This window comes from Aeromicrobium sp. PFPM2_SD2, from assembly GCF_057364525.1.
The window spans coordinates 1-6,882 of the sequence record NZ_JBNFNZ010000095.1 but is presented as its reverse complement, the minus strand read 5'-3'; the positions used below and the strand labels follow the sequence as shown (position 1 = coordinate 6,882).

At 74.1% G+C, this 6,882-nt stretch carries 4 protein-coding genes and 3 pseudogenes; 6 read left to right on the top strand and 1 reads right to left on the bottom strand.

Annotation, left to right across the window (positions count from 1 at the left end):
* A partial coding sequence (locus AC2W7G_RS06635; protein WP_485867736.1) for a glycosyltransferase family 2 protein occupies positions 1-1,014 on the bottom strand: 1,014 nt, incomplete at its 3' end.
* Here AC2W7G_RS06635 and AC2W7G_RS06630 point away from each other — a divergent pair.
* The 6 genes and pseudogenes from AC2W7G_RS06630 to AC2W7G_RS06605 all read left to right on the top strand — a co-directional run.
* Positions 983-2,187, top strand: a pseudogene (locus AC2W7G_RS06630) (nucleotide sugar dehydrogenase); the annotation flags it as partial. The gene AC2W7G_RS06635 and the pseudogene AC2W7G_RS06630 sit on opposite strands and share 32 nt — an antisense overlap.
* A gap of 108 nt (positions 2,188-2,295) precedes the next feature.
* On the top strand, positions 2,296-2,643 hold the full coding sequence (locus AC2W7G_RS06625) for a UDP binding domain-containing protein (protein ID WP_485867737.1): 348 nt from the start codon (positions 2,296-2,298) through the stop codon (positions 2,641-2,643).
* A gap of 26 nt (positions 2,644-2,669) precedes the next feature.
* Entirely contained in the window at positions 2,670-3,662 is a 993-nt protein-coding gene (locus AC2W7G_RS06620) for an NAD-dependent epimerase/dehydratase family protein (RefSeq protein WP_485867735.1), read from the top strand.
* Between the two features lies 1 nt (position 3,663).
* Positions 3,664-5,016 (top strand): annotated as a pseudogene (locus tag AC2W7G_RS06615) (isomerizing glutamine--fructose-6-phosphate transaminase); the annotation flags it as partial.
* A 29-nt stretch (positions 5,017-5,045) separates the two neighbouring features.
* Positions 5,046-5,213, top strand: a pseudogene (locus AC2W7G_RS06610) (SIS domain-containing protein); the annotation flags it as partial.
* Positions 5,214-5,526: 313 nt separating this feature from the next.
* The coding region (locus AC2W7G_RS06605; RefSeq protein WP_485867734.1) for a polysaccharide deacetylase family protein at positions 5,527-6,882 on the top strand (1,356 nt) is incomplete at its 3' end.

The following is a 6,882-nucleotide window of genomic DNA, read 5'->3' as shown; positions in this document are numbered from 1 at the left end:
CGACGTCGGCCGGCCCCGCCGGCGAGCAGCGCCGCCACGGCACCGAGGGGCCGCCGCCGGCAGCACCACGGTCAGCAGCAGGCTGCTCAGCACGACCTCGAGGCAGAACAGGCCCAGGCTGGCCAAGAAGATGCCCGGCCGCAGCAGCGGGACGTGCCGCAGCACGGTCTGCCAGAACCCCAGGCCCCACCGGGTCATCTGGCGCACGTAGTCGCCGAGCGTGTCCGGGTCCTGGGTGTAGGCCTTGGCGGCCCGCGGGTCGAAGGCGATGCGCCCGAGTCCCTTGGTGTGGATCTCGAACGTCATGTTGTAGTCCTCGATCGCCAGGCCGGGCGCCGCGATGTCGACCTGGTCGAGGATCGAGGTGCGGTACATGCTGGCGAACCCCGGCACGATCGTCACGACGTTCGCGCGCGACGCCGCCTGGCCGAACTTGTGCAGCGTCTGCACTGCCAGGTACGTCCGCTCGCGGTGGGCCACCAGGACACGGCCGACCCGGGTGGACGCCGGCGTGTCGAGCAGCGTGGTGGCGCGTCCGGCCACGGCGACGACACCCGGCTCGAACAGCGGCAGCCCGGTATCGAGGTAGTCGGGGGCGGGCCGGCTGTCGGCGTCCAGCAGCATGACCACCTCGAACCGCTCGGCCAGCTCGAAGTGCTCGATGCCGGCCACCAGCGCGCCGGCCTTGCCACGGTTGGGCCACAGGTCCATCACGTGCGCGCCATGCGCGCGGACGACCTCGACGGTGCCGTCGGACGAGGCGTCGGAGACGACGAAGACCTGGTCGGCGCCGACGAGGCCGGCGGCGGCCTCGATCGTCCCGGCGATGACGGCCTCCTCGTCGTGCGCGGCCACGAGCACGGCGACGTCGCGGGCGGTGAGGCCGGAGCCCCGAGCGCCCTCGTGCCGTCCGGGGTGGTGCGAGCGGGCGGCGAGCCGGGCGATCCCGACGAGCGCCCAGCACAGGGTCGACAGACCGAGCATGAGGACGGCGGTGACGAGCAGCCAGGCCATGGCGCGTCCTTCCGAGAGGCGGTCAGCTGCCGACGCTGCCACGGACGGTGTTCAGGAGCAAGACGTTTTGTCCGCCGGAATCCTGCGGGTTCTTGCGGGTCGCATCGGCACCCCGCAACCGCCCCGCAACGGGTCCTTCGGACTAGTCCCGCAGCGTTCTCCGCAACGCGTGGACGGCCCCCGGGTGCCGGGAGAGCGTGATGCCTGGGTCCGGCGCCTCACCCCCTCGGGGCACCGCTCCCCCTCCCACCAGCAGAAGGAGTACGACATGACCGCGACCGCCCCGCTCCCGTCGACCCGGACGGTTCCCACCGAGCCCGCTCCCACGCCGATCCCCGTGCCGGACCCGGTGACGCTCGCCGCTCCGGCCGTCTTCACCCACGACGTCGCGATCGTGGGGCTGGGCTACGTCGGCCTCCCCACCGCGCTGGCCTACCACCACGCGGGCCGCTCCGTCCTGGCGCTGGACGTCTCCGAGCGCCGGCTCGACGACATCGCCAACGGCGCCGTCGACGCGATCGCCAGCGACCGCGACCGGCTGACCGACGCGCTGGAGTCCACCCGCTTCGAGCTCACCTCCGACGTCGACCGGCTGAGCACCGCCCGCGCCGTCATCATCTGCGTCCCGACGCCGGTCGACGCCCACCTCGTCCCCGACCTGGGCATCCTCGGGTCGGCCTGCGCGACCGTCGCCGCCCACGCGGTGCCCGGCCAGCTGGTCGTGCTGACCTCCACCACCTACGTGGGCTGCACCGCCGAGCTGCTCGGCCAGCCGCTGGCCGAGCGCGGGCTCGTCGTCGGCGAGGACGTCCACCTGGCCTTCAGCGCCGAGCGCATCGACCCCGGCAGCACCGTCGTCGCCCAGGAGCAGGTGCCCCGGGTCGTCGGTGGCGCCACGCCCGAGTGCCTGGAGCGGGCCGTCGACCTGCTCGCCGGGTACGCAGACTCGGTGCACCCGGTGCCGTGCCTGGAGACCGCGGAGATGTCCAAGCTCTTGGAGAACACGTTTCGCGCCGTCAACATCGCCCTCGCCAACGAGTTCGCCGACGTCTGCACCGACCTGGGGCTCGACGTCGTGGACGTGATCGGCGCCGCCGCCACCAAGCCGTACGGCTTCATGCCGTTCTGGCCCGGGCCGGCGTCGGCGGCCACTGCATCCCCTGCGACCCGCACTACCTGCTGTGGCAGCTGCGCCGCAGCGGCGTCGAGGTGCCGGTCATGGACGCCGCGATGCACCAGATCGCCGCGCGCCCCGGCCGCGTCGTGGAGCGGGTCCGCAAGGTGCTGTCCGACCGCGGGCTCGGCCTGGGCGGCGCCCGCGTCCTGGTGATGGGCGTGGCGTACAAGCCCGGCGTCGCGGACCTGCGCGAGTCGCCGGCCCTGGAGATCATGGAGATGCTGCGCCGCGAGGGTGCCGAGGTCGGGTTCGTCGACCCCTACATCGACAGCGCGCGGCTGCCCGACGGCACCCAGCTGCAGGGGGTGAGCGACCCGCGCGGCTTCCAGCCGACGCTCGTCCTGGTGCACACCGCGCACCCCGGGATGGACGTGTCGTGGATGACGCCGCACCAGCTCGTGCTCGACGCCACCTTCCGCATCGCGGTGCCGGCCGAGCGGGTGACCCTGTGAACGCCGCGGCGCCCACGCGCACCCTGGTGACCGGCGGGGCCGGCTTCGTCGGCAGCCACCTCGTGGAGCTGCTGCTGGCCCGCGGCGACGAGGTCGTCGTCCTGGACGACCTGTCGACCGGGCGGCTGTCCAACCTCGACGCCGTGGCCAACCACGGCCGGCTGGGGTTCGTGCACGGTTCGATCCTGGACCGCACCCTCGTCGAGCGGCTCACCCGCGGCGTCGACCGGGTCTTCCACCTGGCCGCCCTCGTCGGCGTCGACCTCGTCGTCACCCAGCCGCTGCGCGGCCTGCGGACGAACATCCACGGCACCGAGAACGTCCTGGAGTGCGCGCTCGACGCCCGCGTCCCGGTGCTGCTGGTCTCCACGAGCGAGATCTACGGCAAGAACACGTCCGACCGGCTGCACGAGGACTCCGACCGCGTGCTCGGCTCCCCGCTGCTCTCGCGCTGGACGTACGCCGCGGCCAAGGGCGTCGACGAGGCCTTCGCCCACGCCTACTGGAAGCAGCAGAGCCTGCAGGTGACGATCGTGCGGCTGTTCAACACGGTCGGTCCGCGCCAGGTCGGCCACTACGGCATGGTCGTGCCCCGGCTGGTCGAGCAGGCCCTGCGCGGCGCCCCGCTCACCGTCCACGGCGACGGCCAGCAGACGCGCTGCTTCTCCTACGTCGGCGACGTCGTCCCGGCCATGGTGGACATCGCCGAGGACGAGCGGGCCGTCGGCCAGGCGTTCAACCTCGGCGGCGCCGAGGAAGTCAGCATCCTCGACCTCGCCCGGCGGATCCTGCGCGTCACCGGCAGCAGCAGCACCGTGCGGATGGTGCCGTACTCCGAGGCCTACGCCCCCGGGTACGAGGACATGCGCCGCCGCGTCCCGGACAACACCAAGGCCCAGCAGCTGGTCGGCTTCGTCCCGCGCACGCCGCTGGACGAGGTCATCGCCCGGGTCGCGCGCGACCTGCGGGAGCGGTCCGAGGACGAGCTGTCCCTCGTGCTGCCGGCCGAGGCGGTCTGACGTGTGCGGCATCGTCGCGGGCCGCACGAGCGGACCCGTCAGCGGCACCCTCACCGAGGCGCTGGCGCGGCTGGAGTACCGCGGCTACGACTCGGTCGGGGTGGCCGTGGCCGACCCGGACGGCGTCCTGGAGGTGCGCCGCACCACCGGACGGGTCGAGACGCTCGTCGACCGCCTGGCGGCCGGACCCTTGGCGGGGGCCGTCGGGATCGGTCACACGCGCTGGGCCACGCACGGCGCGGTCACCGAGCACAACGCCCACCCCCACGTGGACTGCTCGGGCCGGCTGGCCGTCGTGCACAACGGCATCATCACCAACGCCGACGTGCTGCGGGCCGGGCTGCGCGAGCGCGGCCACGCGATCGCGTCCGACGTCGACAGCGAGGTGGTCGTCCACCTCGTGGAGGAGGCGCTCGGCACCGGCCTGGTCGCCGCCGTCGAGTCCGCGGTCGAGCAGCTGGTGGGCACCTGGGCGATCGCCGTCCTGGACGCGGGCACGGGCGAGCTCGTCGCCACCAGCCACGGCTCGCCGCTGGTGCTGGCCCAAGGCCCCGGCGGCACCTACGTCGCCAGCGACGTCGCCGCCCTGGCCCCCTGGATCGACGACTTCCAGGTGCTCGAGGACGACCACGTGGTGACCGTCGTCGAGCCGGCCGCCTGGCGCCGGGACGGGCGCCCCGTCGAGCCGCCCGCGCTGCGCGACTGCACCATCTCGGTCGCCGAGCTCAGCCGCGAGCTGTACGCGGACTTCATGAGCAAGGAGATCGACGAGCAGCCGCTCGTGGCGACCCGCGTCCTGGAGTCGTGGGCCGACACGGCGGCGGACGGGTCGCTGTGGGACGCGTCCGGCCTGCCCGACTTCGGCCGGGTGGCGGTCCTGGGCTGCGGGACGTCACTCAACGCCGGTCGCGCCGTGGCCGGCGTCCTCGGCCGCATCGCCGGGGTGCCGACGCAGGCCGTCGTGGCCAGCGAAGCGGACGACTGGGTGGTGGAGCCCGACACGCTCGTGCTCGCCTTCAGCCAGTCCGGCGAGACCGCGGACGTGCTGCGCGCCCTGGACCGGGTGGAGCAGCTCGGGGTCCCGGTCGTGGCCGTGACGAACTCGGCCTGGTCGGCGCTCGGGCGCCGGGCGGACCTGGTGATGTCGTGCCACGCCGGCCCCGAGGTGGGCGTGGCCGCGACCAAGACGTACACCGCCCAGGTGCTCACCGCGACCTGCCTGGCCGTGGCCGCGTGCGTCGGGACGAGCCGCCTGGCCCGCTCGACCGGACGCGCGCTGGTGAGCGACCTGCGCCGCGTCCCGGACCTGGTCGCCCAGGCGATCGGCGTCGCCCACCAGGCGGTGCCCACGATCGCGGCCCGCACGTCGACGCGTCCGGGTTCCTGTTCCTGGGCCGCGGCATCGCCCGCAGCTACGCCGACGAGGGTGCGCTCAAGCTCAAGGAGCTCAGCTACCTGTGGGCCGAGAGCCACGCGTCCGGCGAGCTCAAGCACGGACCGCTGGCCCTGGTCGAGGCCGGGACCCCGGTGGTCGCGGTCGACGACGGCTCGGACCGGATGCGGGCGAGCCTGGCCGAGGTCCGCGCCCGCGGCGGCGAGGTCATCGACATCGGCGGCCCGGGGTCGGCCGTCCCCGCCCTCGGCGGCGCCGGCGTCATCCCCGGCATCGACTGGTGCGGGCCGTTCGAGTCGGTGATGGCCATGCAGGTGCTGGCCCGCCACGTGGCCGTCCTGCGCGGGCGCGACATCGACAAGCCCGCGCAACCTGGCCAAGTCGGTGACGGTCGAGTGAGCGCGCCCGGCCGCACCGCCGACCACGCCGCGACGCCCGTCCCGGCGGCCTCGGGGCCGGTGTCTGCTGGCCGTGCTCACCACGCTCGCCGTCGTGGCGGGGGTACTGGCTTGGGCGGCCAGCTCCCCGGCCCCCGGCGCGACCCGTCCGCTGACGGTCGTGAGCCTGACCTTCGACGACGGCAACGCCGACCAGGCCCAGGCGGCGGCGATCCTGCAGGAGCAGGGGCTGCGCGGCACGTTCTACGTGCCGTCGGGCTTCGTCGGCGCCCCCGGCTACCTGACGCTGGCCCAGGTCAAGGGCTTGCAGACGGCCGGGCACGAGGTCGGCGGCCACACCATCAACCACCCCGACCTCACGACCGTGAGCGCGGCGGAGAAGTCGCGGCAGGTCTGCGGCGACCGCGCGTGGCTCCTCGCGCAGGGCCTGCAGGTGCGCAGCTTCGCCTACCCGTTCGCCAGCCTCGACGCGGCGACCAAGCAGGTCGTCGCCGACTGCGGGTACAACAGCGCGCGCGGCCTGGGCGACCTGCGCACCGGACGTCCCGGCGACGAGTGCGCGGGCTGCCCGCGGGCCGAGACCATCGGGCCGGCGGACGCGTTCGAGACCCGCGCTCCCTCCCAGGTGGAGTCCGACTGGGGGCTGGCCGACCTGCAGCGCGTCGTCACCAACGCCGAGGAGACCGGCGGCTGGACGCAGCTGACGTTCCACCACGTGTGCGCGTCCGGCTGCGAGATCAACGTGACGCCGACGGTGCTGCGTCAGTTCGCCACCTGGCTGAAACCGCGCGCCGCCACCCGGAACACCGTCGTCCGGACCGTCGGCGACGTCGTCGGCGGGGCGGTGAAGCCGGCCGTGCAGCCGACGACGAACCCGCCGCTCGAGCCGGGCGTCAACGGCGTCGTCAACCCCGGCCTGGAGCAGCTGGACGCGTCCGGCGACCCGACGTGCTGGATGCGCGGCGGCTACGGCACCAACACCGCCACGCTCGACACGTCCGCCGGCCGCACCGGCCAGCGCGGCGGACGGGTGACGGTCAGCGGGTACGCCGACGGCGACGCCAAGTGGCTGCCGCGCTTCGACCTCGGCGACTGCACGCCGACGGTCGCGGCGGGCCACGCCTACTCGCTGCGGTCCTGGTACCGCTCGAGCGCCGTCACGCAGTTCGCGGTCTACCTGCGCGACGAGGTGGGCACGTGGCGGTACTGGACGTCCAGCCCCTGGTTCGCGGCCGCCTCGAGCTGGACCGCCGCGGAGTGGACGACGCCGGAGCTGCCGGCGGGGTCGACCGGGATCAGCTTCGGGCTCAACCTGTTCTCGAACGGCATGCTGGAGACCGACGACGTCGCGGTCTACGACGCGGTCGGGGCGCCGTCGGCGCAGGGCACCAGCGCGCGGACGCCCGCGGACGCGCCGTCCCTGACGGCG